Source organism: Mycobacterium zoologicum (genome assembly GCF_020181635.2).
GTDB classification, from domain to species: Bacteria; Actinomycetota; Actinomycetes; order Mycobacteriales; family Mycobacteriaceae; genus Mycobacterium; species Mycobacterium zoologicum.
In genome coordinates, this window is record NZ_JAYJJS010000010.1 from 1 (window position 1) to 25,387 (window position 25,387).

Below are 25,387 nucleotides of genomic sequence, written 5' to 3' on the forward strand. Positions count from 1 at the left end.
CGACCGCTATCCCGTTTCGACATTCACATCACTCCCTCTGCTGTGAGAACGCCGCGTGTCATCAGCGACGTCTATTACTAAGTTCGCGGAAAAGTTACCAAACAATCTAAACGAATGTCTACCTTATCTGACCATTCACGCGTCGTGTGCGTGCATTTCATTAGCTTTTACTGGTCAATCAGCCCTGATGGGTATGTAGACCTGGGTTGACTTCTCGGGAACTTGAGACCAAACGGGCCTCTACGGCGTGCCAGCTCTGTCCACCGTTCCTGCGGCGACCACCGTCGAGGAATATGACACAGACGACCATGACGTCGGAAATCAGTCCTCGTCGTGCGACGGGCGACGGCCGAACAGCAGGTGGCCGTCATCGACCCTGCTCCGCCGGATTAACGCAGAATCCAGCAGGTAGTTGTCGTGTAGCCGCCACGGGCGGTGCGACCCCGCCCGTGGCAGATGCTCCAGGGCGCGCAGGACATACCCGGAGAGCTGCTTCACCAGTGGCCGATCCTGGACGTGCGGGTCGGGTTCACGCGGGACCACGGTGTCAAACCCCTGAGAGGCCATGAAGTTGAGCACCCGGCAAACCGATTCCGACACCAAGTCGGCTTTCAGAGTCCAAGACGCGTTGCTGTAGCCGACGGTGAACGCCAGGTTCGGCACGCCGCTGAGCATCATGCCCCGGTAGGCCACCGTGTCGCGCGGGCTGATCGCCTCGCCGTTGCGGCTGATCTCGGCACCGCCGAACAGTCGCAGGTTCAGCCCGGTCGCAGTGATGATCACCTCGGCGGGCAGCTCATCACCGGAGCTCAACCGAATGCCGGCCGGAGTGAACGTCTCGATCTCATCGGTGACCACGTCGGCCCGGCCGGAGCTGATCGCCGCGAACAGGTCCCCGTCGGGAGCCAGGCACAACCGCTGGTCCCACGGCTGGTAATCGGGGCCGAAGTGCTTGGCCACGTCGAACCCCTCGGGCAGTCGCCGGCGGGCCATCCGCATCAGCGTCCTGCGCATGAAGTTCGGGAAGCGCCGGCTCACCTGGTAGACGCCGACCTGTCCGACGATGTAGCCCCACCGGTTGGCCCGGGCGGCGGCCCGGGTCGGCAACAGCCGGTTGAGCCCGCGTGCCACCGGATCGACCGAGCGCAGCAGACCGATGTAGCCCGGGGAGCGCTGCACCATGGTGACGTGGCCCGCCCCGGACTCCACCAGCGCCGGGACCAGGGTCACCGCGGTGGCACCCGAGCCGATCACCGCGATCCTCTTGCCGGTGTAGTCCAGGTCGTCGGGCCAATGCTGGGGATGGACGATCGGTCCGGTGAACTCGTCGGCTCCCGGGAACTCCGGGGCGTAGGCGTCGTCATAGTCGTAGTAGCCGCTGCAGGCGACCAGAAAGCCACAGCTGATCTCGACGATCTCGCCGTCACGCTGCACGGTCAGCTTCCAGGCGGCGTCGGCGTCGCTCCAGTCGGCGGCCAGCAACCGGTGCCCGTAGCGGATGTGTTCGCCGATGCCGTGGTCGGCGACGGTTTCACGCAGGTAGTCCTTGATCGCCGCGCCGTCGGCGATGGTGGTGTCGGCCGTCCACGGCTTGAACCGGAAGGCGAAGGTGAACATGTCCGAGTCCGACCGAATCCCGGGGTATTTGAACAGGTCCCAGGTGCCGCCCAGATCGGCCCGGCGTTCCAGGACCGCATAGCTTTTCGACGGGCAGTGCCGCTGCAGGTGCCACGCGGCGCTGATCCCGGAGATCCCCGCGCCTACAACCACGACGTCGAGGTGTTCGGACACGGGCGAATAGCGTAGTCAACCCGCCGCCGCAATCTCTCGACATTGTGTTGATTTTCTCAACACCGTGTAAACTATCCGTTGTGACCCGGCCCGGCTCGACGCGTACCCGCAGCCGACGTTCGACACGCCCATCCGGCGACGACCGCGAGCAGGCGATCCTGGCGACCGCCGAACGACTGCTGGAGGAACGTTCGCTGACCGAGATCTCGGTCGACGACCTGGCCAAAGGAGCCGGCATCTCCCGGCCCACCTTCTACTTCTACTTCAAGTCCAAGGACGCGGTGCTGCTCTCCCTGCTGGGGCCGCTGATCGAGTCGGCCGACGCGGAGTTCGTCGGCGCGGTGCAACGCCTGCCGACCGACCCGCGCCGGATCTGGCGCAGCGGGATCAAGGCGTTCTTCGTCGCGTTCACCTCGCACCGGGCAATCGCCCGCGCCGGAACCGAGGCACTGGCCACCAGCCCGGAGTTTCGAGCGGTGTGGAACGGGTTCATGGGCAGGTGGATCGAGCAGACCGCCGCGATGATCACCGCCGAACGTGAACGCGGCGCGGCCCCGGTCACCATCGACGCCCTGGACCTGGCGACGTCACTGAATCAGATGAACGAACGGACCATGATGGCCGCACTGGTGGCCGAGAAGCCGTCGGTACCGCCCGAGAAGGTGGTCGACACGCTGACCCACATCTGGGTGAGCAGCATCTACGGTCAGGCGTCCTGACTCAGAACTGCGCGACGCCGAATCCACCCAGCAGCACCGCGAAGCCGCCGATCTCTCCGAGGATGAGCAACACCATGCCGGCCCGCAGGAACCAGCCGGGCTTCTCGAATTGGTTTGTGGTGTCGTGCAACGCGCCGTGCAGCATGTAGGTGCCGATCGCGGTGACGAAGAAGTACACCACCACCATCGCCGCGGTCATGTTCACCCACGTCGGCCAGCCGCTGAGTTCGACGAAGACCGCGACCAGCAGGGTGGCAAACGAGTACATCAGCGCCGCCCGATGCGCGATGTCGACATAGATGTGGGCCTGGTGCTTGTCCGAGGTGAGGATCTGCTGGTACTTCCAGACCCCCAACAACAGCGCCAACAGAAAGATCAGGCCCGCGGCAAGCAGGGTCACCTTGGTGTCGATCCCCAGCGTCAGTAGCACACGGTGAGCCTAACCCGGCGGTGAGCTTCGTTCGCCGGGCGGGGAAACGCACTACGCTCGACCGAATGCGTTTCGCCTTCAAAACCTCACCGCAGAACACCGCATGGGCCGACATGCTCGCTGTCTGGCGCGCTGCCGACGACATCGATGTCTACGAGTCCGGCTGGACCTTCGACCACTTCTATCCGATCTTCACCGATTCCACCGGGCCGTGCCTGGAGGGCTGGACGACGCTGACCGCGCTGGCCCAGGCCACCACCCGGCTGCGGGTGGGCACGCTGGTCACCGGGATCCACTACCGCCACCCCGCGGTACTGGCGAATATGGCTGCCGCACTGGACATCATCTCCGGCGGCCGGCTGGAGCTGGGCATCGGCGCAGGCTGGAACGAGGAGGAGTCCGGGGCCTACGGCATCGAGTTGGGCACCATCAAGGAGCGCTTCGACCGGTTCGAGGAGGCCTGCGAGGTGCTGGTCGGCCTGCTCAGCCAGGAGACAACGGACTTCGACGGCCGCTACTACCAGCTCAAGGGCGCGCGTAACGAGCCCAAGGGGCCGCAACGTCCGCACCCGCCGATCTGCATCGGCGGCAGCGGCGAGAAGCGCACGCTGAAGATCACCGCGCGCTACGCCCAGCACTGGAACTTCGTCGGGGGCACGCCCGCGGAGTTCGCGCGCAAGCGCGACGTCCTGGCCGCCCACTGCGCCGACATCGGCCGGGACCCGAAGGAGATCCGGCTCTCAGCGCACCTGCGACTGGACCCGGATCTGGACTACCGCAAGGTGATCGATGACGCGGCGGCACTGGGGGCACAGGGCCTGGACCTGGCGATCATCTACCTGCCGGTGCCCTATGACCCGCACGTGCTGGAGCCGATGGCCGAGGCGGCCAGGGATTCCGGACTGCTCTGCTAGCTCGGCTCAGACAGCTCGGACGGCGAAACGCATCAACTCGTCGGCGGTGATCAGCCGTTCATGCTTGGCCGGGAATTCGCGGCTGCGCAACGGGTGTCGCAGCAGCGACCAGGCCATCCGACCCATGCGGTAGCGGTATATCGGGTTGATGTGCACGGCGCTGACCCCCGGCTCGGCCCAGAACGGAACAACACGGACGGTGTCAACGTGTGGCTAACACTGTTCGTGGTGCCGACCATTAGACACCCGCTCATTGGCTAACAGAGATCGACTCGCCGGATTGTGATGTAGAAGTTACTGAAGTGACTGTTGTGTTTCTTGGTCCCTCAGTGGATCGCGACGGTCGTCGGCGCGATCGGAGCCGGCAGCGCGGTGGTCCCCATCAGGTAGCGGTCCACGGCGGCCGCCGCGGCACGTCCCTCGGCGATCGCCCACACGATCAGGGACTGCCCCCGCCCCATGTCGCCCGCGACATAGACGCCCGGCACCCCGGTGGCGAAAGAGGCGTCACGCGTGACGTTTCCGCGAGCGTTGAACTCCACACCCAGATCGGTGAGCAACCCCGCGCGCTCCGGGCCGACGAACCCCATCGCCAGCAGGACCAGGTCGGCTTCCAGCTCGAAGTCGGTGCCGTCGACCTTCTCGAAGGCACCGCCCTGCCGGCGCACCTCGTGGGCCCGCAACCCGGTCACCCGGCCGTCGCGTCCGGTGAACTCCTCGGTGTTGACCGAGAACACCCGGTCGCCACCCTCCTCGTGCGCGGAGGTGGTCCGCATGACCAAGGGGTACATCGGCCAGGGTGTCGACGCGTCGCGGGTCTCCGGCGGGCGCGGCATGATCTCGAACTGGTGCACGCAGGTCCCGCCTTGGCGGTGCACGGTGCCCAGGCAGTCCGCGCCGGTGTCACCGCCGCCGATGATGATCACCTTCTTGCCCTTGGCGGTGATCGGCGGTTCGGCCAGGTCGCCGGCCTGCACCCGATTGGCCCACGGCAGGAACTCCATCGCCTGGTGGATGCCCTCGAGTTCACGGCCCGGCACCGGCAGGTCACGCCAGGCGGTCGCGCCGCCGGCCAGCACCACCGCGTCGAACTCGGCGCGAAGCCGCTCGGCGGTAACGTCTACGCCGACGTTCACGCCGGTCTCGAACGCGGTGCCCTCGGCGGTCATCTGCGCCAGGCGCCGGTCGATGATCCGCTTCTCCATCTTGAATTCCGGTATCCCGTAACGCAGTAGCCCGCCGATGCGGTCGTCGCGCTCGAACACCGTCACCGAATGCCCGGCCCGGGTGAGCTGCTGGGCCGCGGCGAGTCCCGCCGGCCCGGAGCCCACCACTGCGACCGACTTCCCGGTTCGGACCGACGGCGGAATCGGGTCCGCCCAGCCCTCGGCGAACCCGCGTTCGACGATCTCGTACTCGACCTGCTTGATGGTCACCGGCGGCTGGTTGATGCCCAGCACACAGGCCGGTTCGCACGGCGCGGGGCACAGCCGCCCGGTGAAGTCCGGGAAGTTATTGGTGGCGTGCAGCCGGTCGAAGGCTTCGCGCCAGCGACCGGTGCGCACCAGGTCGTTCCACTCCGGGATCAGATTCCCCAGCGGACACCCGTTGTGGCAGAACGGGATACCGCAGTCCATGCAGCGCCCCGCCTGCTGACGGACGGTGTCCTCGGCGAACTCCTCGTATACCTCGTTCCAGTCGCCGAGTCGCTGGGCGACCGGGCGCCGTAGCGGCAGGATCCGCTGGGGGTTGGTCAGAAAGCCTTTCGGGTCAGCCATGAGCTGCCGCCATAATCGCCTCATTCGGGTCGGTGCCGTTCGCCTTCGCCTCGGCGGTAGCGGCGAGCACCCGCCGGTAGTCGCGTGGCATCACTCGGACGAAGTGACGGCGCTGGTTGGGCCAGTCGGACAGGATCGCCCGTGCGGGCGCGGAGTCGGTGGCCTCGACGTGCGCGGCCAACAGGCCACGCAGCCAGGCGATGTCGGCGTTGTCGAAGTCACCGAACATGTCCAGATCCACCATCTCGGTGTTGAGCTTGTGCGGCAGGTCGCGGTGCGGGTCCCACACATAGGCCATGCCGCCGGACATCCCCGCCGCGAAGTTGCGCCCGGTCGGCCCGAGCACCACCACCTTGCCGCCGGTCATGTACTCGCAGCCGTGGTCGCCGACGCCCTCCACCACCGCCTCCGCGCCGGAGTTGCGGACCGCGAACCGTTCCCCGACCTTTCCACGCAGGAAGGCCTGGCCTCCGGTGGCCCCGAACAGGATCACGTTGCCGCCGATGATGTTGTCCTCGGCGACATAACCCTGCGGGGCGTCGCGCGGCGGGCGCACCACGATCCGGCCACCGGAGAGTCCCTTGCCGGCGTAGTCATTGGCGTCACCGAAGACCCGGAGGGTGATCCCGCGCGGCAGGAACGCACCGAAGCTGTTGCCCGCCGACCCGGTGAAGGTGATGTCGATGGTGTCATCGGGAAGCCCTTGGGCGCCATAGGTTGTGGTGACCCGGTTGCCGAGCAGGGTGCCGACGGTCCGGTTCACGTTGGAGATCTCGCAGTCGAACCGCACCGGGGTGCCCGAGTCCAGCGCCTCGCGACTCTGCGCGATCAACTGCTGATCCAGTGCCTTCTCCAGCCCGTGATCCTGACCGGAGGTGCAGTACAGGTCCTGGTTCATGAACGCCGACTCCGGCGCGTGCAGCACCGGGTCGAGGTCGAGCCGGTGGGCCTTCCAGTGCGCCCGGGCCATGGTGGTGTCCAGGGCACCCACCTGCCCGACAGCCTCGTTGAGGGTGCGGAAGCCCAGTGCGGCAAGGTATTCGCGCACCTCCTCGGCGATGAACCAGAAGAAGTTCTCGACGAACTCCGGCTGGCCGCTGAACCGCTTGCGCAGCTCCGGATTCTGGGTGGCCACCCCGACCGGGCAGGTGTCGAGATGGCAGACCCGCATCATGATGCAGCCCGACACCACCAGCGGCGCGGTGGCGAAGCCGAACTCCTCGGCGCCGAGCAACGCGGCGATCACCACGTCCCGGCCGGTCTTGAGCTGACCGTCCACCTGCACCACGATCCGGTCCCGAAGCCCGTTGAGCAGCAACGTCTGCTGGGTCTCGGCCAGCCCCAGCTCCCACGGCGCCCCGGCATGCTTGAGCGAGGTCAGCGGCGCGGCGCCGGTGCCCCCGTCGTGCCCGGAGATCAGCACCACATCGGCGTGCGCCTTGGACACCCCGGCCGCCACCGTGCCCACCCCGTTCTCGGCGACCAGTTTGACGTGGATGCGGGCGGCCGGGTTGGCGTTCTTCAGGTCGTAGATCAGTTGTTTGAGGTCTTCGATCGAGTAGATGTCGTGGTGCGGCGGCGGCGAGATCAGCCCGACGCCGGGAGTGGCGTGGCGGACCTCGGCGATCCACGGGTACACCTTGTTGCCCGGAAGCTGGCCGCCCTCTCCGGGTTTGGCGCCCTGGGCGATCTTGATCTGCAGGTCCGAGCAGTTCACCAGGTAGTCGCTGGTGACACCGAAGCGGGCGGACGCCACCTGCTTGATCGCGCTGCGCCGCCAGTCGCCGTTCTCATCCGGCAGGTACCGGTCGGCGTGCTCACCGCCCTCACCACAGTTCGACCGGCCACCGATCCGGTTCATCGCGATCGCCAGGGTCTCGTGAGCTTCGGCGGAGATCGAGCCGTAGCTCATAGCGCCGGTGGCGAACCGCTTGACGATCTCGGTAGCCGGCTCCACCTCCTCGATCGGAATCGGCTTGCGTTCCCCGGCTTTGAACTTCAGCAGGCCCCGCAGCGTGGCCAGCCGCTCACTCTGGTCATCGACCATCGCGGTGTACTCCTTGAACACCGCGTACTGGCCGGTGCGCGTGGAGTGCTGCAGTTTGAACACGGTTTCGGGGTTGAACAGGTGGTACTCGCCCTCCCGCCGCCACTGGTACTCACCGCCCACCGGCAGCTCGCGGTGCGCCTGCTCCTCGGGCCGGGCCAGATACGCCATCGCGTGGCGAGCCGCGACGTCGGCGGCGATCTCGTCGAGGGTGATTCCCCCGATCGGGCAGAACAGGCCGGTGAAGTATTCGTCGAGAATGTCCTGGGAGATACCGACCGGCTGGAACAGTTGCGCGCCGGTGTAGGAGGCCCGGGTCGAGATGCCCATCTTGGACATGACTTTGAGCACACCCTTGGCGGCGGCCTTGGCGTAGTTGGCGATCGCATGCTCACCGTCGAGGCCCTTGATCATGCCCCGGTCGATCATGTCCTGCACCGACTCGAACGCCAGGTAGGGGTTGACCGCGGCGGCACCGAACCCGAGCAGCGCCGCCACGTGGTGCACCTCGCGGGCATCACCGGATTCGACCACCAGGCCGACCCGGGTGCGGGTGCGTTCGGCGACCAGATGGTGGTGCACCGCGGCGGTGGCCAGCAGCGACGGGATGGGGGCCAGCGTCTCGTCGGACTCCCGGTCGGAGATCACGATGAAACCGGCCCCGTCCTTGATCGCCGCCGACGCCCGGGCGCACACCTGTCGCAGCGCGGCGCGCAGACCCGCGCCGCCCTCGGCGACCGGGTACAGGCAGTGAATCACCGCGGCGGACAGGCCGTGTCTGCCACGTGAGCCGATGGGCAGATCCGGGTCCAGCGACACCAGCTTGGCCAGGTCGGAGTTGCTCAGGATCGGCTGGGACAGCACCACCTGGCGCCAGGTGGGCTCCTCGGTGTTGAGCAGGTCGCCCTCGGGACCGAGCGCACCCTGCAGGCTGGTGACCACCTCTTCGCGGATGGCGTCCAGCGGCGGATTGGTGACCTGGGCGAACATCTGCTGGAAGTAGTCGAACAGCATCCGCGGCCGAGCTGAGAGCACCGCGACCGGGGTGTCGGTGCCCATCGAGCCGATCGGCTCGGCCCCGGTGCGGGCCATCGGCGCGAGAACCAGGTTCAGTTCTTCATTGGTGTAGCCGAACATGTGCTGGCGCAGCAGAACCCGGTGATGCTCCATCCGGGGCACCTCACCCGGCGGCAGCTCCTCGATGGGGATCAGGGCCTCGTTGATCCACTGGCGGTACGGCCGCTGCGCCGCCAGGGTGGACTTGATCTCGTCATCGGAGATGATCCGGCCGGCTTCGGTGTCGACCAGGAACATCCGCCCGGGCTGCAGCCGCTGCCGGTGCACCACGGTGGACGGATCCAGGTCGAGCACCCCGGACTCCGAGGCCATCACCACCAGGCCGTCGTTGGTGACCCAGATCCGCGACGGCCGCAGACCGTTGCGGTCCAGAACCGCACCCACCAGGGTGCCGTCGGTGAAGGTCATCGAGGCGGGGCCGTCCCACGGCTCCATCAGCGAGTCGTGGTACTCGTAGAACGCCCGCAGCTCGGGCTCCATCGCCTGGTGGCGCTCCCAGGCCTCCGGGATCATCATCAGCACCGCGTGCGGAAGGCTGCGGCCGCCCAGATGCAGCAGCTCCAGCACCTCGTCGAATCGTGCGGTGTCGGAGGCACCCGGGGTGCAGATCGGGAAGAGCTTGTCGGCGGTGCTGCCGCCGTTTCCGGACTCGGCCGAGCCGAAGACATCGGTACGGATCAGCGCTTCGCGGGCCCGCATCCAGTTCTCGTTGCCGGTGACGGTGTTGATCTCGCCGTTGTGTGCGATGCGCCGGAACGGGTGCGCCAGCGGCCACGACGGGAAGGTGTTGGTGGAGAACCGGGAATGCACGATGCCCAGCGCGCTCTCCATCCGCGGGTCCGCCAGATCCGGGTAGAAGGCCTTGAGCTGCGGGGTGGTCAGCATGCCCTTGTAGACGATCGTCCGACCGGAAAGGCTCGGGAAGTAGACGGTCTCCCGCCCGGGACCGTCCTGGCCCGGGCCCCGGTTGCCCAGCTCGTGCTCCGCGCGCTTGCGCACCACATACGCCCGGCGCTCCAGCTCCATCCCGGACGCCCCGGCCAGGAACAGCTGCCGGAAGGTCGGCATCGCATCGCGCGCCAAGGCGCCCAGCGACGAGTCGTCGGTGGGCACATCACGCCAGCCGAGCACTGTGAGCCCCTCGGCCTCGGCGATCTTCTCCACCGCGACGCAGGCCGCCACCGCCTCCTTGGCCGACTGCGGCAGGAACGCCATCCCGGTTGCGTAGCAACCTTCGGCGGGCAGGTCGAAATCGGTCACCGCACGCAGGAATCGGTCGGGGATCTGGAGCATGATGCCGGCGCCGTCACCGCTGTTCGGCTCGGCCCCGGCGGCGCCCCGATGTTCCAGGTTGAGCAGCGCGGTGATCGACTTGTCGACGATGTCGCGGCTGCGCCGGCCATGGATGTCGACAACCATGGCCACTCCGCACGCGCCATGCTCGAACGCGGGGTTGTAGAGACCGATCGGGGTGGTCGACATCAGTACCTGACCCTTCGCACTTGCCTGGTGCATCGCCCAATGAGCTGCGATGCAAGACGGGGATTTCAGCCGTGCGACGTTGAACGGTTTTGCCCGCGGCGAAAATTACCGGCAGGCATCGCCACGATATACCCGGGTCCGGCCGCGGCGCCAGCCGCTGGGCAAACTCCAAAACGGTGAGTTTTGTGTTACATCAGCGCAATAACAGGATCACGCGCGGGAAATGTGCCTTGCTTATGGTCGGGCTGTCCGTACCCGAAGGAGGCCCCCCATGACCGACGAGATCCTGAAGCTCGTAGCGGACGAGAACATCGAGTACGTCGACGTTCGATTCTGTGATCTGCCTGGTGTGATGCAGCACTTCTCGATTCCTGCCACGGCGTTCGACCAGAGCGTCTTCACCGACGGGCTGGCGTTCGACGGTTCGTCGATCCGGGGCTTCCAGTCCATCCACGAATCGGACATGCTGCTGCTGCCCGACGCCAGCACTGCGCGCATCGATCCGTTCCGGTCAGCAAAGACGTTGAACGTGAACTTCTTCGTGCACGACCCCTTCACCCGCGAGCCGTATTCGCGTGATCCGCGCAACATCGCCCGCAAGGCGGAAAACTACCTGTCCAGCACCGGGATCGCCGACACCGCCTACTTCGGCGCCGAGGCCGAGTTCTACATCTTCGACTCAGTCTCCTTCGACTCGCAGATGAACGGGTCGTTCTACGAGGTGGATTCGGTCTCGGGGTGGTGGAACACCGGCCGTTCCGCCGAGGCCGACGGCAGCCCCAACCGGGGTTACAAGGTGCGCCCCAAGGGCGGTTACTTTCCGGTGGCGCCCGTCGACCAGTACGTCGATCTGCGTGATGTCATGAGCACCAACCTGACCGATGCGGGCTTCACCGTCGAGCGCGGCCACCACGAGGTCGGCACCGGCGGCCAGACCGAGATCAACTACAAGTTCAACACACTGCTGGCCGCCGCCGACGACCTGATGCTGTTCAAATACATCATCAAGAACACCGCCTGGGCGCACGGCAAGACCGTCACCTTCATGCCCAAGCCACTGTTCGGCGACAACGGCTCGGGCATGCACGTGCACCAGTCGGTGTGGAAGGACGGCGAACCGCTGTTCTACGACGACATCGGCTACGCCGGGTTGTCCGACACCGCACGGCACTACATCGGCGGCATCCTGCACCACGCGCCGTCACTGCTGGCGTTCACCAACCCGACGATCAACTCCTACAAGCGCCTGGTCCCGCACTTCGAAGCGCCGATCAACCTGGTGTACAGCCAGCGCAACCGCTCGGCGTGCGTGCGCATCCCGATCACCGGCACCAACCCGAAGGCCAAGCGCATGGAGTTCCGCTGCCCGGACTCCTCGGGCAACCCGTATCTGGCGTTCGCGGCCATGCTGATGGCCGGTATCGACGGCATCAAGCACAAGATCGAGCCGGCCGCACCGGTCGACAAGGATCTCTACGAGCTGCCGCCCGATGAGGCCGCCGGCATCCCGCAGGCCCCGACCTCACTCTCCCAGGTGATGGACAACCTGGAAGCCGACCACGAATACCTCACCGAGGGTGGGGTATTCACCACCGACCTGATCGAGACCTGGATCGGCTACAAGCGCGAGAACGAGATCGCCCCGGTGAACCTGCGCCCGCACCCGTACGAATTCGCGCTGTATTACGACTGCTGATCTCCTGCTGCGGCCCCGCAGGCCATCCTCGCGGTTAAGCTGGCAGGCCTATGTACACCCAACCCCAACCGTTCCCGAATCCGGCAGCGGTCCGGCCGCCGCGTCCCCAACCGCGCCGCGGCTGGCGGCGCCTCGTGCTCTCGGCGACGCTGGGCCTGATCAACCTGGGCCCGTCACCGGCCGAACAGGAGGAGGCCGCCTACGAGGCTGCCATCCGATCCCTGCCGCGCGGCACCTACAAGGTGGGGGTGCTGGGCAAGGGCGGCGTCGGTAAGACGACGGTGGCGGCCAGTGTCGGTTCGGTGTTCGCGGCCCTGCGGCGCACCGATCACGTGGTGGCCGTCGACGCCGACACCGCCTTCGGGCGCCTGGGCAGCCGCATCGATCCGCATGCCACCAGCTCATACTGGGACCTGGCGGCCGATGCGGGCCTGCAGTCGTTCGCCGACATCAGCAGCCGGGTGGGAGCCAACGCCGCAGGGCTCTACGTGCTCATCGGCGAGCCCGCCGCCGGGGGACGACGGACCCTCGACGCGGCGCTGTACCGAGAGGCGGCGCTGCGCCTGGACCGGCATTTCGCCATCTCGATCATCGACTGCGGTTCGACGATGGATTCGCCGGTCACCCAGGAGGCGCTGCGCGACCTCGACGCGCTCATCGTGGTCTCCTCCCCGTGGGCGGACGGAGCCGGCGCAGCGGCCAAGACCATGGAGTGGCTGGCCCACCGCGGCCAGGGCGGGCTGCTGCACCGGACCGTGGTGGTGCTCAACGACTCCGACGGGCACGCGGACCGGCGCACCCGTGCGGCCCTGAGCGCCCAGTTCGTGGCGCACGGTCAGGCCGTCGTGGAGGTGCCGTTCGACCCGCACCTACGGCCCGGCGGCGTGATCGACGTGGTGCAGGAGATGGCGCCGGACACCCGGCGGCGGTTCCTGCACATCGCGGCGATCATCGCCCGCCACTTCGCCTCCCGCCCCGGCGGCCGGCCCACCGATCAGAGCAGGTAGCGCACCACGCTCTCGGCGACACATGCCGGCTTGGCATGGGCGTCGATGGCAACCGTGGTCGACAGGGTCACCTGGTGGGCGCCGCCGCCGGCGTCGGCCACCTCCACCACGGAGGTCTCCGCGCGGATCTTGGAGCCGACCGGAACCGGCGCCGGAAACCGGACCTTGTTTAGCCCGTAGTTGATCGCCAGCTTGACGCCGTCGAGGCGGTAGATCTGGTGCATCAGCTGCGGCAGCATGGCCAGTGTCATGTAGCCGTGGGCGATCGTGGTTCCGAACGGACCTGAGGCCGCCCGCTCCGGGTCGACGTGAATCCACTGGTGATCCCCGGTGGCGTCGGCGAACAGGTTGACCGCCTCCTGGGTGATGGTGACCCAGTCACTTTGGCCGATCAGCTCCCCCTGACAGGCAGCGAGTTCTTCGATCGAGGCGAATGTGCGCATATACCGTCCCGTTTCCTTCGTTAATCCGTTGCCACCGTGCCGGATTGGCACAGCTTGTCGATGTCTTCGGGTGCTATTCCGAGGCGGTCGGCCAGTATCGCGACGGTGTCGGCGCCCAACTCCGGCGCCGCGGCCGCCGGCGCGTGCACCCCGTCGATGCGCGTGGGCAGGCCGGCGGCCAGGTAGTCGCCCACCCCCGGCTGATGCAGCGGCGCGAACATCGCACTGTCGCGAACCCGTTGGCCGGCAGCGACTTCGGTGAAGTTGCGGTAGCGGTCCCACAGTAGCGAGGTCTCCCCCAGGGCGGCTTCGATCTGGTCCGCGGTGCATTCGGCGAACCAGCCACCGAACAGCCCGGTCAGCAGGTCGCGATTGCGGTAGCGCTGGCCCTCGTCAGAGAAGTCGATATCCCGCGCCGAGGCAAGGGCGGCAAGGACTTTGGTGGTTCCGGTCAGCTCGGTCAGGTCGCGGAAATGCCGGTCGGTGAGCGTGACAATCATGAACGTCGCCCCGTCACTGCTGGTGAAGCTCTGCCCGTACTGGCCGTAGAGGGCATTACCGATGGGTTCACGCCGGGTGCCGTTCACCATCGCCTCGGTGAGAAAGCCCAGCGTGCCGGCGGTGGCCAGCGCGACATCCTCCAGAGCCAGGCTGATCCGGGCACCCTGGCCGGTGTTTTCACGACGATGCACCGCGGCGGCCACCGCAAGCGCACCGTGCAGACCGCAGGCGATATCCCACGCCGGCAGCACATGATTGATCGGCGCCCGGTAATCGCCGGGCCCGGTGACCAGCGGAAATCCGACCGCGGCGTTCACGGTGTAGTCCACCGCAGTCGAGCCGTCCGCTTTCCCCAGCACCTCGAGGTGGATCAGATCCGGACGAAGCCCAGCCAGCGTGTCGAAGGAAAGCCATTGCCGGCCCGCCATATTGGTCAGTACCACCCCGGCCTCGGCGATCAGGCGCTGGACCACCTGCTGCCCGTCGGGCGCCCGCAGGTCGGCGACGAACGACCGCTTGCCCTTGTTCAGCCCGGTCCAGTAGATCGAGGTGCCGGCCTGCGCGACCGGCCAGCGGCGATAGTCCGCGGCCCCGCCGACCGGATCGACACGCACCACGTCGGCACCCAGTTGTGCCAGCGTCATCCCCGCCAGCGGCACCGCCACGAAGCTGCCGATCTCGATGACGCGCACGCCGGTCAGCGGGCCTGCCGGGGCCCCTGCTGTCGGTTGCATGGCGCACTCCTCGTTCTCGTGACTACGTCGACTATATGTCTAACCGGCGCCCGGGCGAGTCCGCGCCGAATCTCAATCGTTGCCGAACCGCGATATGAAATCCCGTGGCGGCGAACAGGACACAGCCGACCACCGTGTTTGACTGCCTTCAGCAGGGCAAGACCAGGCACCAAGCCGCCGCGGGCGGATCGATCATCGGATGGGAAAAGGCTATGAAGAGCGTTGAGAAGTTGCGACACGCGGCCCGTCGGCTACCGCGCCGTCTCGGGGTCGCGGCGGTGGGGGCCGCACTGCTTGCCGGCCTCGTCGGAGTCACCGGCGGTTCGGGCGACGCCTCGGCGTTCTCCCGCCCCGGGTTGCCGGTGGAGTACCTCCAGGTGCCGTCGGCGTCCATGGGCCGCGACATCAAGGTGCAGTTCCAGCCGGGCGGATCGCACGCGGTCTACCTGCTCGACGGCCTGCGCGCCCAGGACGACTACAACGGCTGGGACATCAACACCCCGGCGTTCGAGGAGTACTACCAGTCCGGCCTGTCGGTGATCATGCCGGTCGGCGGCCAGTCCAGCTTCTACTCCGACTGGTACCAGCCGTCGCAGGGCAACGGCCAGAACTACACCTACAAGTGGGAGACCTTCCTGACCCGCGAGCTGCCGTCGTGGCTGCAGGCCAACAAGAGCGTCTCCCCCAACGGCAACGCCGTGGTGGGCCTGTCGATGGCGGGCGGTTCGGCGCTGATCCTGGCGGCCTACTACCCGCAGCAGTTCGTCTACGCCGCAGCGCTTTCCGGATTCTTGAACCCGTCCGAAGGCTGGTGGCCGACGCTGATCGGGCTGGCCATGAATGACGCCGGCGGCTACAACGCGAACAGCATGTGGGGGCCGTCGTCCGACCCGGCATGGAAGCGCAACGACGCCATGGTGCAGATCCCGCGGCTGGTCGCCAACCGGACCCGCATCTGGGTCTACTGCGGCAACGGCACGCCCAACGACCTGGGCGGCAACAACATGCCCGCCAAATTCCTGGAGAGCATGACGCTGCGCACCAACCAGACGTTCCAGCAGAACTACACCGCGGCCGGCGGCAACAACGGCGTGTTCAACTTCCCGGCCAACGGAACGCACGACTGGCCGTACTGGAACGAGCAGCTTGTCGCGATGAAGCCGGACATCCAGCGGGTGCTCAGCTCCACCGTCGACCCGACCTGATCAGGCCCCCCAACCCGAGACCGACGTTTCGCAGGCAAGATCCGACAGCGGATCTGCGAAACGTCGGTCTCGGCGTTTGTCCTACTTCCACAACCCGCGACGGTCGACGTAGCCGTAGGTGTAGAAGGTTGCCAGCACGCAGACGCCCGAGGCCATGACCAGCATCCAGGTGCCGCCGGCGAACAGACTGATGCAACCGCCGACGAACGCACCGAACACGTACCCGGTGAACAGCAGGAAGTAGCCGAGCCAGTCGTGGACCGTGCCACCGCCGCTGATGTGGCGTTCGATGCCCTGGCCCAGCTTGACCACCGTCCCGGTGATGTAGCTCAGCGGAATCGACACCTCGCCGTCGCGGAGAAACGTGGTGTTCAGCGCGCCCACCCCGAACGCGACCAGCAGGATCGGCAACAGCGGCAGCGGCAGCGCCGGTCCGCCTTCGACCAGCCAGTCGACCAGGGTCGCGGTCACCAGCGCGATCGCGGTCAGTATCAGCGCCCCGTGCGGCCGCTGCGGCCACACCCGGCGATGGCACACCGCCGCGGTCACCACCCCGGCCAGGAACGACAGCAGCAGCGCCCCGGCCGAGATCGACAGCCACTGATTATCGGTGAACACGCCCAGCACCGCACGGCCGGCGTTGCCGGTCATGAACGTGACGAAGTAACCCTCCGAGTGGGTGAACGCCGCGGCCGCCAACGTCCCGGCGAGGGCGGCAAGCACCCACGACAGCTTGGTCTCGCTGTCGTAGTTCTCGCGGATCACGCGTGCCGGCGGCCTCAGCCGACCGGGCCGGGTACCAACGTGACGCTGGCGCTGTGGTCGCCGCCCATCGCGCTGCGCCAGCTCAGGGTGACGGTGTCACCGGGGTGGCACTGGTCGAGCACGTCGGTCAGGTCGGTAGCCGAGTTGACCGGCCGGCCGTTGACCGAGGTGATCATGTCGTCCTTGGCGATGCCCGACGCGGCCGCCGGGGTGCCGGCCAGCACCTGCGCGACGCGGGCGCCGCCGTTGTCGTCCACCACTCCGACGCCCATGAACGCGGTCTCGCCGATGTGCACGGTGCTCGACGGGGTGCCGGCCCGGATCTGTCCGGCGATGGCCATCGCCTGATCGATCGGGATGGCGTAACCCTCGCCGCCCGGCTGGGCGAACTTGTAGTTGTCGCTGGCCGCGGTGTTCATCCCGATCACCTGGCCGGCCGCGTTGACCATCGGGCCGCCCGAGTCGCCGGGGCGGATCGCGGTGTCGGCCTTGATCATGTTGTTCAGGGTCTCGGTGCTGCCGGTCAGCTCATCGGCGGCCGAGACGGTCTGGTTCAACGCGATGACACGACCGGGCTCCGCGCTCGGCTGGCCGCCGTGGCCACCGGCGTTGCCCATCGCGACCACCGGGTCGCCGACTGCAACCCGGGCGGAACTGCCGATGTTGGCGGCCGGCAGGCCGGATGCGCCGCGCAGCTGCAACACAGCGACGTCATGGCTGCGGTCGAAGCCCAGTACGTCCACGTCGTAGGTCTGGCCGGTGCCGACCGACACGGCGGTGATGCCGGTGGCTCCTGCGATGACATGGTTGTTGGTCAGCACGATGCCGCCCGGGTCCAACACGATGCCGGTTCCGGCGCCGACGGCGCTCTGGTAGTCCATCTGGGTGTCGATGTTGACCACCGCCGGACCGACCTGCGCGAGCATGGCCGCGGGGTCCAGCGGGGGGGCGGGAATCGCCGGCAGCGCCTGCACCGGTGCAGCCATCAGGCCCAGGCCGGTTGTGGCCACCATGACCAATGGGGCCACCGTGGCAGCCGTCAAGTTGAGCAGCCACCACCGTCCAGGGCGATGCGATCCGCTCATCGGTTACCTCCTGCGCTCAGGTCACAAACACGGCAAGCTTACCGGAACCGCCGGTACTGACCACAAACAGCGGCCCAGAGCTGGGGAGACATGGGTCTTGTGCCCGAGCCCTGTTGAGGGAAGGCTGGGTCTGCCGACGGAAGGACAGCCATGACGACGATCGCCGGATTGCCCGCCCACATCCTGTTGCTGCACTCGGTGGTGGCGCTGGTGCCGCTCACAGGCATTCTGCTGATCGTCTGCACGCTGTGGCCGGCGGCACGGCGGCGACTGGTGTGGCTGGTAGCGGTGCTGGCGGGCGTCACGCTGGTGGTCACGCCGCTGACGGTCACCGCCGGGGAATGGCTCGCCGACACCGGGAAGATCGCCGGATCCCCACAGCTCGACACTCACATGTCCGCCGGCGAGTACGGCGTCTACATGGCGCTGGCCCTGGTTGTCGCGGCGGCGCTGCTGGCCGGCCTGCACCTGGCCGGATCGCGCGAGCGCGGCCTTGCGATGCCGGTCCGGCTGGTCCTGGGCGTGGCGGTGCTAGCCCTGGCCGGCGGGGCGATGTTCGCCATCCACACCATCGGCGAGTCCGGCGCCAAGGCGGCCTGGGGCGACCTGCTGGCATCGCCGCAGGACGGCTGAATCTGCGCCAATGGCGTTCGGCTTGGCACAATGGACGCCATGTACCGCATGTTGAGGGGAATTGTGGCGCTGGCCGGCTCGGTGGCCCTGGTGATGACGGCGTCGGCCGGGGTGGGTCAGGCCGCACAGATCACACCTGACCGAGGCAGCAACAACCCGGCCGTGGCAGCCATCGAGCCCGCGGCCGGCTCGGTGGTGGGGGTCGCCTACCCGGTGATCGTGACGTTCGCCGGTCCGGTCGGTGACCGGGCAGCAGCCGAACGCGGCATCCACATCTCCTCGACACCTGCTCGCACCGGTCACTTCGAATGGCCGAGTTCCGATGAGGTGCAGTGGATTCCGGACGGCTACTGGGCACCGCACTCCAAGATCAGCGTTGACGTCCACGGGATGAAGACGGGATTCGAGACCGGCGACGCCGTGCTGGGAGTCGCCGACATCTCCGACCACACCTTCACCGTGAGCGTGAACGGCGAGATGCTGCGGGTGATGGCGGCCTCGATGGGTAAGCCCAAGCGCCCCACCCCGATCGGTTCGTTCACCGCACTGACCAAAGAGCGCACCATCAAGTTCGATTCGCGCACCATCGGCATTCCGCTCAACGATCCGGAGGGCTACCTGCTTAACGGCGAGTACGCCGTCCGGGTGACCTGGAGTGGGGTCTACGTGCATTCGGCGCCCTGGTCGACGGGCTCACAGGGCTACGCGAATGTCAGCCACGGCTGCATCAACCTGAGCCCCGACGACGCAGCGTGGTACTTCAACTCGGTGCACTTGGGCGACCCGATCATCGTGCAGGCCTAGCAGGCGCCGAGCACCGCCGTCGGCATGTGCGCTATGTAGCGCTCGGTGCGCTGCTGTGCGCCCATCGCCTGAATACCCAGGTGACGCAGCCGGGCGATCACGCCGCGGCCAGTACGAGTGGTACGGCCAGTACGAGTGGTAACAGTGAAAGCCATGATTCTTCTCCTGCCGGGGAATTCCACCGGCCGGCGCAAGCCCTTGCGAGCAGCCGAACTCGAGGTTCAGGCCTTCGCGGTTCAGGGGATAGCAAGAGCGCCGGGGACGGTGGCGAACGAACTGGTCATCGAACTTGGATAAGGTCCGTCACTGGGACTCACTTCGCCCTCACCTCCTTCCGGCCGAGACGCACGCGGGCGCCGTTGCATTACCGACATGATCTCACTGAAATCCGAGGTCGTCAAACCATGCCGCGAAACACCTTGGCGCAGCGGCTGATTCGAGACCCGGTCGACTCAGAGCACACCGAGCAGCTCCAGGTCGGTGATGTACTTGACGATCACCGCCGGTGTCACGTGCGGAATGTCTTTCACAGCACCGATTTCCGCTTGCTGCACCGCCGCACGGAACCGATCCGTCGGAGCGATCGACCCGCTGATCGGCGGCTGCGGCTTCTGGTAGTTGTGCAGCAGCGGCAGCAGTGACGCCTGGCGCTGCCGCTCCGGCAGTGCCCGCAGGGTGGTCTCGAACCGCTGCAGCCACTCGCTGTAGTCGGCGATCCGCCGGACCGGGTAGCCGGCCTCGATGAGCCAGTCGACGAACTCGTCCATGCCCAGGCCGTCGTCGTGCGGGTTCATCACGTGGTAGGTGGCGAACCCGGCTGTGCCGGCCGGGGCGCTACCCGCGCCCAAGGTGGTGGACGCGTTGGCGATGAACTCCACCGGCAGGCCGTCGTAGTGCGCGCGCTGACGGTTGCCGTCGGCGTCGAGCTCGTAGAACGAGCCGGGGGCGACTCCGGACGCGACCAGGCTGAACATCATCCGGGTGAACATGTCCGGCAGGTTGAGCTGGCCGGCGTAGCTGGTGTCGGCCAGGATCATGTCGCAGCGGAACACCGCGACCGGCAGGCCGCACAGATCGTGGGCCTCGGCCAGCAGCACCTCGCCGCCCCACTTGCTGTTGCCGTAACCGTTGGCGTAGCCGTCGTTGATGGCCCGCACCGAACTCATCACCCGCACGTCGGCATCCTCGGTGAAGGCGCCCAGCGGAATCTGATCGCCGACACCGATGGTGGAGAAGTAGGTGAACGGCTTGATCTTTCCGGTCAGGGCGACCCGGATCAGTTCGGCGGTGCCCACCACGTTCGGGCCGAACAGCTCGCTGTAGGGCAGCACGTGGTTGACCAGCGCGGCCGGGTCGACGATCACGTCGACGTCCTCGGCCAACCGCTGCCAGGTGTCGGCATCCAGGCCGAGGTTCTCCTCGCCCTTGTCGCCGGCCACCACCTGCAGGTGCTTGGCCGCCAATTCCCGATAGCGGGCAAGCATTTTCGCGTCACCGCTGTCGAAGACGTCGTCGAGCCGGCGGCGGGCGTCCTCATCGGAGCGGGCCCGCACCAGGCAGATCAGCGTGCCGTCCGCCTCGCCATAAGCGGCATCGAGCCGTTCCAGCCACTCCAGCGCCAGGTAGCGGCCCAAGAAGCCGGTGGCACCGGTGAGCAGCACGGTGCGCACCTGCTCGGACGGGCCGGGCAGGGACGGTGCCGCAGCCAGAGTGGCCTCGTCGAGGAACTTGTCCAGGGTGAGCTGAGCGGCGGTCACCTCGACCGCGTCGCGGCCGTGAACCGAGGCGAAACTGGGCCGTCTGGTACCGGTTTGAGCGCCCTGCCGCTCGGCATCGATGTAGTCGGCGATCGACGCCAGATCGCTTGCCGGACTGACGATGACGCCGACCGGGACGTCGACATCGAAGATGTCGCGCAGCAGGTTGCCGAAGGTCAGCGCGGACAGCGAGTCACCACCGAGGTCGGTGAAGTGGGAGTCGGACGCGACGTCGGCCGAGGAACCCAGCAGTGCGGCGGCGGCTCGGGCCACGGTCTCGCCCGTGGGCCGCTGTGCGCCGTTCCGGCGTAGCTCGGTCAGCTCGTTGGCCTGACCTTCGGCCAGGTCGGTGTAGAGCCGCTCTAGGCGTTCACCGTAGTGCGCCTTCAGTTTTGGCCAGGCCAGCTTGCGGATGCCGGTGAGCAGCCCGTTCTCCAGGGTGAAGGGTTCGGCCTCGACGATGAAGTCTCGGGGTACCTCGTAGGACTGCAGGTCGGCATCCTTGGCGACTTGCTGGAGCGACTCGGCGATGGCCGACTTGAGGCCGGCGGCATCCAAGCGTGCCAGGGCGTCCTCCGTCGGCACCACGACCGCCACCAGGTAGGGCTGCGCACTGTTGCCGTAGACGTAGATCTGGCGCAACAGTGGGCTGTTGCCGAACTCCGCCTCCAGTTTGGCCAGGGTGACGAACTCGCCCTGGGCCAGCTTGAGTACGTTGTTGCGCCGGTCGACGTAGACCAGGTGGTCAGGCGCGACCTCGGCGACCACGTCGCCGGTGCGGTAGTAGCCGTCGGCGTCGAACACCTCGGCGGTGATCTCCGGGCGCTTGTAGTAACCGGGGAACAGGTTCTCGGTCTTGAGCAGCAGCTCACCGCGCGGGTGCGGCTGGTCGGTGCCGAAGTAGCCGAGGTCGGGCACGTCGGCCAGCTTGTAGTCAAGCACCGGCGGCCGCTGCACTTGGCCGTCGAAGAGCACCATCCCGGCCTCGGTCGATCCGTAGCCGTTCATCACGTGCTGTTCGGTGAGCTCCTCCACCCAAGTCCGCAGCTCCTCGGAGATCGGCGCGGATCCGCTCATCGCGAAGATGCAGCGCCCGCCGAGCAGGTCGCGGCGCATCTGGGCGAGCACCTGCGCCTCGGCGGCCTCCCCGCCTCCGTCGGCGATTCCGTTCAGTTCGCTTTGGAAGTGCTGGAAGAGCATCTCCCAGATCCGGGGCACCAAGTTCAGCTCGGTGGGCCGCACCAGCGCGAGGTCTTCGAGGAATGTCGACAGGTCGCTACGCGCACTGAAGTAGGCGGTGCCGCCGTTGCCGAGCGTGCCGAAAAGGATGCCGCGACCCATGATGTGGCTCATCGGCATGAAGTTCAGGGTGATCGAGGCGGCGCTCGGCCCGAACCAGTTCTTGGTCGACCGGACCCACATCCGCGACACGTTGCTCTGCGGGTACATCGCACCCTTGGGCGCTCCGGTGCTGCCGGAGGTGTAGACGAGCAGGGCCAGCGGGTCATCCTGCTCGTCGGCAGCGGACTCGGCCGGCGCGGACAGGTTGCGGCCGCGGGCGAGCAGGTCGGCCAGCGGCTCGACCACGATCTCGAGACCGGCCAGTCGCGCCCGGGCGTCCGCGAGCGCGTCCCGGTGGTCGTCGACCTGCTCGTGGTAGTCGAACACCACCAGGCGGGTCGGGGCCGGCCCGGCCAGCACCAACTCGACCGCGTCGGACAGTGAGCCCACGCTGGCGGCGATCACGCGCGGCTCGGTCTCGGCCACGATCGGAGCCAGGGTGCCGACCGCCGCTGAGGTCTGCAGCGGCACGGAGACGCCACCGATCTGACCCAGCGCAACGTCGATGACGGTGTAGTCGACGCTGGTGAAGCCCAGCACCGCGACGCGGTCACCGGGCCGGACGGCGGCGGCGGCCAGGGCCGCGCTGACGGCGCGGACCCGTTGCGCCAACTCGCCGTAGCTGACGGTGTCGAAGCGGGGCTGCAATTGCGCGACGGTGCGCCCGGACGCCGGGTCGGCGACGAACTCGACTGCGCGCTGACCGAGCGCGGGCCGGTCGGCATAGCCGTCCAGGACGGCTCGCACGATCGGCGCCAGCTTCGTCTGCGCTTCGACGGCGGCGGCGACGGCCGGGTCGGGTTGGGCTGCGGCGAACTGGGGATCGGACGCGGCCAGCACGGCGACGCGAAGGGCCTTCTGTTCCTCGGCTGCGGTGGATGAATCGATAGACATAATCGGGACCTCTAAGGGGATATCGCTGAAGTATTTTTTCGAGGGTGCGACGCTGCGCCAACAAAAACTATGTTAGCAAAACTAATTTAATTTAGGCGCCCTGAGCTGGTGTGATGTTGCACGCAGTGCGAGCCGACAGTGGTCCACGACCCAGATCAGCTGATCGATTCCTCCAGCCACGGCAGCAGCCACTTCACCCCTTCGGGCGTGAGGTGGATGCCGTCGCTGCGGACCTTGATGCCGTCCACCTTGGCGGTGTAGCTGCCGGCCGGCCCGAGCTTCTTGTTCAGATCCGTCACCGTGACGGCGTCGCGGCCGTGCACCTCTCGGCGCAGCAGGGCGTTCCAGCGGTCCACCCGGACCGGATCGTCTTCGGGCCACAGGCTGCCGTCGGGCCGCTCACCGAAGCGGCTGTAGGGCACCGTCGTCACCACCACCCGGCTGCCGGCCGCTTCCAGCACGTCCAGCGCGCTGCGCAGTTCCGCGGTGAGATAGCTGTCGAACGTCGGATCACCGATGTGGGTCCACTGGCCCTCGTTGACCCGGTCCACGGTCTCCCAGCGTCCGACGAACAGAAGCACCACATCAGGCTGGTCGGCGGCTACCTGGCGTGCCCAGCGGGCCGGCCAACCGTCGCAGTCCTTGCCCTGATCGATCACCCTGCCGGCCCAGCGGTAGGGCCCGGCGCGCACGATGCTGCAGCCCACCACGGTGTGGTCAATGAAGTCGTATCCGGGGGTGGCCGGCAGGTAGTGCATCACCGTCCACCCGATCGAGTCGCCGAACACCGAGACCGTGCGCGGCCGGTCGGGGTCGTGGTGCACCGGCCGCGGGGTGGGCCGCCGCGACGTCGACGGCGGGTTCGGCGCCTCGATCGGGGAGACCGCCGCGGCCGCCGCCACGTCCGGGGACAGGCCGTTGACCGCCGACGGCCGTTCGACGACCGGCACCACCAGCACGGTGACCGCGATCGCGGTGCCGCTGATGGCCGCCCCGAGCGGCAGCATCGAGACCCGCGCCGGCCGCCAGTGCCGGATCGGCTCCTCGATGACCCACCAGGACACCGCGGCCAGCACCAGGGTGGCCGCGCACCGCGCGCCGAACAGCGCCCAGCCCGACCACCCGGTGCGTTCGCCGTTGAGCACCAGGAACACCGGCCAGTGCCACAGGTAGACGCCGTAGGAGATGGTGCCCAGCCACACCAGTGGCCGCCACGCCAGCGCCCGGGCCGGCAGCCCGCTCTGGTGCAGCGCGACCGGTGCGATCACCGCGATCGCCGCCACCGCGACGACGGTGAACAGCCCGCCGTGGAACTCCGCGGCGGACCCGGTGCTGCGGTGGGCGGCCACCCCGAGCACGGTCAGGCCTGCGATCGCCAGCGCGCCGGCGACCAGACGGCCCCGCCGGCTGCGGACCACCGAGAACCCTGCCGTCAGCGCCGGCCAGTCCCCCACCAACAGTGCCGCGGCGGCGGCCCCGATCAGCAGCGCCTGCGCCCGGGTGTCGGTACCGAAGTAGACCCGGTCGCGGGTCGCGTCAGATGCCAGCATCTCCGCGGCTGCCGCGGAAGCCGCCGCACTGACGCTGGCCAGTAGGAATACGGTCAACCGCACGCCGCCGACGGTGGCGCGGGAGTCGCGGCGCCGGGCCCGGGCGCCCAGGGTCACAGCGATCGCGACCAGCAGCAGCGGCCAGATGAAGTAGTACTGCTCCTCCACCCCGAGTGACCAGGTGTGCTGCAGCGGCGACGGCGTGCCCGCCTCGGTGAAGTAGTCGGTGTGCTGGGCGACGAAGTGCCAGTTGGCCACCCAGAAGAACGCGGCGATGGCGTCTTCGCGCAGGCCCACCACCGCATCCGAGGGCAACAGCTGGTGGGCGATCGCCACGGTGAGCACCATCAGCACCAGGGCGGGCAGCAGGCGTCGCCCGCGCCGGATCCAGAACCCGCCAAGTTCGATGCGGCCGGTGCGGCTCAGTTCGTCGAGTAGCAGCGAGGTGATCAGGAATCCGCTCAGCACGAAGAACAGGTCCACCCCGATGAACCCGCCCGACATTCCGGGGATGCCGCCGTGGTCGGCCAGCACCAACGCGACGGCGATGGCCCGCAGGCCGTCGAGGGCGTGAATGCCGGGTTTGCGTCCGCCCCGTCGGGTCCGGTCCGCGGCACGCGCGGTGCCCAACCGGGCGGCACGCGGAGCCGGCGCGACCCAGCGAGGTTTGGCCGGGGTACGCATCGAGGTGGCCCGGCGTGTCCGGTTCCCGGCCGACGGATGTGTGCGATCCT

19 protein-coding genes are annotated in these 25,387 nt (G+C 67.7%); 7 read left to right on the forward strand and 12 right to left on the reverse strand.

From position 1 onward, the window contains the following. Nucleotides 1-321: 321 nt before the first annotated feature. Nucleotides 322-1,791: a flavin-containing monooxygenase gene (locus K6T84_RS10210; protein WP_225400950.1), complete on the reverse strand. Its 1,470-nt coding sequence runs from the start codon at nt 1,789-1,791 to the stop codon at nt 322-324. Nucleotides 1,792-1,871: 80 nt separating this feature from the next. Between K6T84_RS10210 and K6T84_RS10215 the strand changes: the two genes are divergently transcribed. Beyond that, nucleotides 1,872-2,510 (forward strand): TetR/AcrR family transcriptional regulator, encoded by a 639-nt coding sequence (locus K6T84_RS10215; protein WP_225400951.1) that lies wholly within the window; start codon nt 1,872-1,874, stop codon nt 2,508-2,510. A gap of 1 nt (nt 2,511) precedes the next feature. Here the strand turns inward: K6T84_RS10215 and K6T84_RS10220 are convergent, their stop codons facing one another. Continuing rightward, a complete protein-coding gene (locus K6T84_RS10220) occupies nt 2,512-2,934 on the reverse strand; it encodes a hypothetical protein (RefSeq protein WP_225399943.1) in 423 nt (140 codons plus the stop codon). A gap of 71 nt (nt 2,935-3,005) precedes the next feature. Between K6T84_RS10220 and K6T84_RS10225 the strand changes: the two genes are divergently transcribed. After that, nucleotides 3,006-3,854: an LLM class F420-dependent oxidoreductase gene (locus K6T84_RS10225; protein WP_225400952.1), complete on the forward strand. Its 849-nt coding sequence runs from the start codon at nt 3,006-3,008 to the stop codon at nt 3,852-3,854. Between the two features lie 6 nt (nt 3,855-3,860). Here the strand turns inward: K6T84_RS10225 and K6T84_RS10230 are convergent, their stop codons facing one another. From K6T84_RS10230 to gltB, 3 genes are all read right to left on the reverse strand, one after another. After that, nucleotides 3,861-4,010, reverse strand: a complete 150-nt coding sequence (locus K6T84_RS10230; protein ID WP_225400953.1) for a hypothetical protein — start codon at nt 4,008-4,010, stop codon at nt 3,861-3,863. Between the two features lie 170 nt (nt 4,011-4,180). Continuing rightward, the gene (gltD, locus tag K6T84_RS10235) at nt 4,181-5,632 is read right to left on the reverse strand and encodes a glutamate synthase subunit beta (protein ID WP_225400954.1); all 1,452 of its coding nucleotides are present in this window, start codon (nt 5,630-5,632) and stop codon (nt 4,181-4,183) included. Next, entirely contained in the window at nt 5,625-10,238 is a 4,614-nt protein-coding gene (gltB, locus tag K6T84_RS10240; RefSeq protein ID WP_225400955.1) for a glutamate synthase large subunit, read from the reverse strand. The genes gltD and gltB overlap by 8 nt, the downstream gene beginning before the upstream one ends. Nucleotides 10,239-10,509: 271 nt before the next feature. Between gltB and glnA the strand changes: the two genes are divergently transcribed. Together glnA and K6T84_RS10250 are read left to right on the forward strand one after the other, a co-directional pair. Beyond that, entirely contained in the window at nt 10,510-11,934 is a 1,425-nt protein-coding gene (gene glnA, locus K6T84_RS10245) for a type I glutamate--ammonia ligase (RefSeq protein ID WP_225400956.1), read from the forward strand. A gap of 50 nt (nt 11,935-11,984) precedes the next feature. Then, a complete protein-coding gene (locus tag K6T84_RS10250) occupies nt 11,985-12,941 on the forward strand; it encodes a MinD/ParA family ATP-binding protein (protein ID WP_225400957.1) in 957 nt (318 codons plus the stop codon). On the opposite strand, the gene K6T84_RS10255 is transcribed toward K6T84_RS10250, so the two are convergent. Both K6T84_RS10255 and K6T84_RS10260 read right to left on the reverse strand, forming a co-directional pair. Beyond that, a complete protein-coding gene (locus K6T84_RS10255) occupies nt 12,929-13,384 on the reverse strand; it encodes a MaoC family dehydratase (RefSeq protein WP_225400958.1) in 456 nt (151 codons plus the stop codon). The genes K6T84_RS10250 and K6T84_RS10255 overlap by 13 nt on opposite strands. Before the next feature lie 20 nt (nt 13,385-13,404). Continuing rightward, complete coding sequence (locus K6T84_RS10260) at nt 13,405-14,619, reverse strand: CoA transferase (RefSeq protein ID WP_225400959.1); 1,215 nt, start codon at nt 14,617-14,619, stop codon at nt 13,405-13,407. A gap of 212 nt (nt 14,620-14,831) precedes the next feature. On the opposite strand from K6T84_RS10260, the gene ag85C reads away from it, so the two are divergent. Next, nucleotides 14,832-15,824, forward strand: a complete 993-nt coding sequence (gene ag85C / locus K6T84_RS10265; RefSeq protein ID WP_225400960.1) for a diacylglycerol acyltransferase/mycolyltransferase Ag85C — start codon at nt 14,832-14,834, stop codon at nt 15,822-15,824. Between the two features lie 81 nt (nt 15,825-15,905). Here the strand turns inward: ag85C and K6T84_RS10270 are convergent, their stop codons facing one another. Together K6T84_RS10270 and K6T84_RS10275 are read right to left on the reverse strand one after the other, a co-directional pair. Continuing rightward, nucleotides 15,906-16,589 carry a YoaK family protein gene (locus K6T84_RS10270; RefSeq protein ID WP_225400961.1) on the reverse strand — a complete coding sequence of 228 codons (684 nt, stop codon included), beginning with the start codon at nt 16,587-16,589 and terminating at the stop codon, nt 15,906-15,908. Between the two features lie 14 nt (nt 16,590-16,603). Further along, complete coding sequence (locus K6T84_RS10275; protein WP_225400962.1) at nt 16,604-17,674, reverse strand: S1C family serine protease; 1,071 nt, start codon at nt 17,672-17,674, stop codon at nt 16,604-16,606. A 150-nt stretch (nt 17,675-17,824) separates the two neighbouring features. Here K6T84_RS10275 and K6T84_RS10280 point away from each other — a divergent pair, with 150 nt between their 5' ends. Beyond that, a complete protein-coding gene (locus K6T84_RS10280) occupies nt 17,825-18,307 on the forward strand; it encodes an F-box protein (protein ID WP_225400963.1) in 483 nt (160 codons plus the stop codon). Between the two features lie 39 nt (nt 18,308-18,346). Beyond that, nucleotides 18,347-19,111 carry a L,D-transpeptidase gene (locus tag K6T84_RS10285; RefSeq protein WP_225400964.1) on the forward strand — a complete coding sequence of 255 codons (765 nt, stop codon included), beginning with the start codon at nt 18,347-18,349 and terminating at the stop codon, nt 19,109-19,111. Here K6T84_RS10285 and K6T84_RS10290 read toward each other — a convergent pair. From K6T84_RS10290 to K6T84_RS10300, 3 genes are all read right to left on the reverse strand, one after another. Continuing rightward, a complete protein-coding gene (locus tag K6T84_RS10290) occupies nt 19,108-19,266 on the reverse strand; it encodes a hypothetical protein (RefSeq protein ID WP_225400965.1) in 159 nt (52 codons plus the stop codon). The genes K6T84_RS10285 and K6T84_RS10290 overlap by 4 nt on opposite strands. Nucleotides 19,267-19,563: 297 nt before the next feature. Further along, a complete protein-coding gene (gene car, locus K6T84_RS10295; RefSeq protein ID WP_225400966.1) occupies nt 19,564-23,103 on the reverse strand; it encodes a carboxylic acid reductase in 3,540 nt (1,179 codons plus the stop codon). Between the two features lie 155 nt (nt 23,104-23,258). Beyond that, nucleotides 23,259-25,337 carry an SGNH/GDSL hydrolase family protein gene (locus tag K6T84_RS10300; protein ID WP_225400967.1) on the reverse strand — a complete coding sequence of 693 codons (2,079 nt, stop codon included), beginning with the start codon at nt 25,335-25,337 and terminating at the stop codon, nt 23,259-23,261. Between the last annotated feature and the right edge of the window lie 50 nt (nt 25,338-25,387).

Bases quoted from the DNA above. Each gene is read 5' to 3' on its own strand.
- K6T84_RS10225 (WP_225400952.1), top strand. From the start codon at position 3,006: ATGCGTTTCGCCTTCAAAACCTCACCGCAGAACACCGCATGGGCCGAC.
- gltD (WP_225400954.1), bottom strand. From the start codon at position 5,632: ATGGCTGACCCGAAAGGCTTTCTGACCAACCCCCAGCGGATCCTGCCG.
- gltB (WP_225400955.1), bottom strand. From the start codon at position 10,238: ATGTCGACCACCCCGATCGGTCTCTACAACCCCGCGTTCGAGCATGGC.
- glnA (WP_225400956.1), top strand. From the start codon at position 10,510: ATGACCGACGAGATCCTGAAGCTCGTAGCGGACGAGAACATCGAGTAC.
- K6T84_RS10250 (WP_225400957.1), top strand. From the start codon at position 11,985: ATGTACACCCAACCCCAACCGTTCCCGAATCCGGCAGCGGTCCGGCCG.
- K6T84_RS10255 (WP_225400958.1), bottom strand. From the start codon at position 13,384: ATGCGCACATTCGCCTCGATCGAAGAACTCGCTGCCTGTCAGGGGGAG.
- K6T84_RS10260 (WP_225400959.1), bottom strand. From the start codon at position 14,619: ATGCAACCGACAGCAGGGGCCCCGGCAGGCCCGCTGACCGGCGTGCGC.
- ag85C (WP_225400960.1), top strand. From the start codon at position 14,832: ATGAAGAGCGTTGAGAAGTTGCGACACGCGGCCCGTCGGCTACCGCGC.
- K6T84_RS10275 (WP_225400962.1), bottom strand. From the start codon at position 17,674: ATGAGCGGATCGCATCGCCCTGGACGGTGGTGGCTGCTCAACTTGACG.
- K6T84_RS10280 (WP_225400963.1), top strand. From the start codon at position 17,825: ATGACGACGATCGCCGGATTGCCCGCCCACATCCTGTTGCTGCACTCG.
- K6T84_RS10285 (WP_225400964.1), top strand. From the start codon at position 18,347: ATGTACCGCATGTTGAGGGGAATTGTGGCGCTGGCCGGCTCGGTGGCC.
- K6T84_RS10290 (WP_225400965.1), bottom strand. From the start codon at position 19,266: ATGGCTTTCACTGTTACCACTCGTACTGGCCGTACCACTCGTACTGGC.
- car (WP_225400966.1), bottom strand. From the start codon at position 23,103: ATGTCTATCGATTCATCCACCGCAGCCGAGGAACAGAAGGCCCTTCGC.
- K6T84_RS10300 (WP_225400967.1), bottom strand. From the start codon at position 25,337: ATGCGTACCCCGGCCAAACCTCGCTGGGTCGCGCCGGCTCCGCGTGCC.